General features: G+C 65.6%; 2 protein-coding genes. Both read right to left on the reverse strand.

Annotation, left to right across the window (positions count from 1 at the left end; genetic code table 11):
* The coding region (locus tag OPF83_RS17375) for an IS3 family transposase (protein WP_309297805.1) at positions 1 to 615 on the reverse strand (615 nt) is incomplete at its 3' end.
* A complete protein-coding gene (locus OPF83_RS17380; RefSeq protein WP_309297804.1) occupies positions 612 to 968 on the reverse strand; it encodes a transposase in 357 nt (118 codons plus the stop codon). The genes OPF83_RS17380 and OPF83_RS17375, both read right to left, overlap by 4 nt.
* Positions 969 to 986: the final 18 nt, after the last annotated feature.

Genomic DNA, 986 nt, shown 5'->3' on the forward strand with positions numbered 1-986 from the left:
AACGCCGCGGTCACTGTGGTGAATCAACCCGCCCAGGTCGTCGCCGGCGTGGGTGCGCTGCCAGATCGCCATGTTCAACGCGTCCAAGGCCAGGTCGGTGTACAGATTCTTGGACAGCTGCCACCCCACGACCATCCGCGAATAGACGTCGATGATGAACGCCGCGTACACCCACCCGGCGTAGGTGCGGACGTAGGTGATGTCGGCGACCCACAGTTGGTTAGGTCGCTCGGCGACGAACTTGCGTTCCACCAGGTCAGCGGGCCGCTCGGTCTCGGCCTTCGGGCGGGTGGTGCGCGGGGACTTGGCCCGTTGGACCCCTTTGAGACCTTCGGCTCTCATGAGGCGTTCGACGGTGCAGCGGGCGACCTGGTGGCCGGCGCGGCCCATCTCCTTCCACATTTTGCGGGCGCCGTACACGTGGTAGTTCTCCTCGTACATCGTGGTGATCGCGGCAGTCAGTTCGGCGTCGCGAACCGACCGAGCTGAGGGCGGGCGGGTCTTGGCGGCGTAGTAGGACGAAGGCGCGATCGCGGCGCTGGTCTCGGCCAGGGCGTCGCAGATCGGCTGGACACCGTGTTCGTCCTTGTGGCGGTCGATGAACTCGACCTTCAGCGCTGTGGACGGTCCAGCTCCGCTGCGAAGAAAGCCGACGCCTGCTTCAAGATCGTGTTTGCCCGCCGTAGCTCGCGGTTCTCCTTCTCCAGCTGGGCCAGGCGGGCGTCGCGATCGGCGGACACCGACGAGGCGTCTTGGCCCTCGGCCTGGGCTTTGCGCACCCAGGTCCGTAGCGCTTCGCGGTGCACGCCGAGCTGCTCGGCGACCCGCACGATCGCACCGTGTGAGCGATCGGGGTCGGCCAAGGCTTCCAACGCCATTCGTGTGGCTCGTTCACGAAGCTCGTCTGGGTACTTGCGAGGTGCTCCCATGGTTCCAATGATCCCTTCCCGGGTAATCGATGTCTCCATCAAACCCGGGGCGATTCA

Source organism: Dietzia sp. NCCP-2495, assembly GCF_026011735.1.
Taxonomy (GTDB): Bacteria; Actinomycetota; Actinomycetes; order Mycobacteriales; family Mycobacteriaceae; genus Dietzia.

What these genes read in the sequence shown, in the direction of transcription:
- OPF83_RS17380 (WP_309297804.1), bottom strand. Translation starts at nt 968, where the DNA reads ATGGAGACATCGATTACCCGGGAAGGGATCATTGGAACCATGGGAGCA.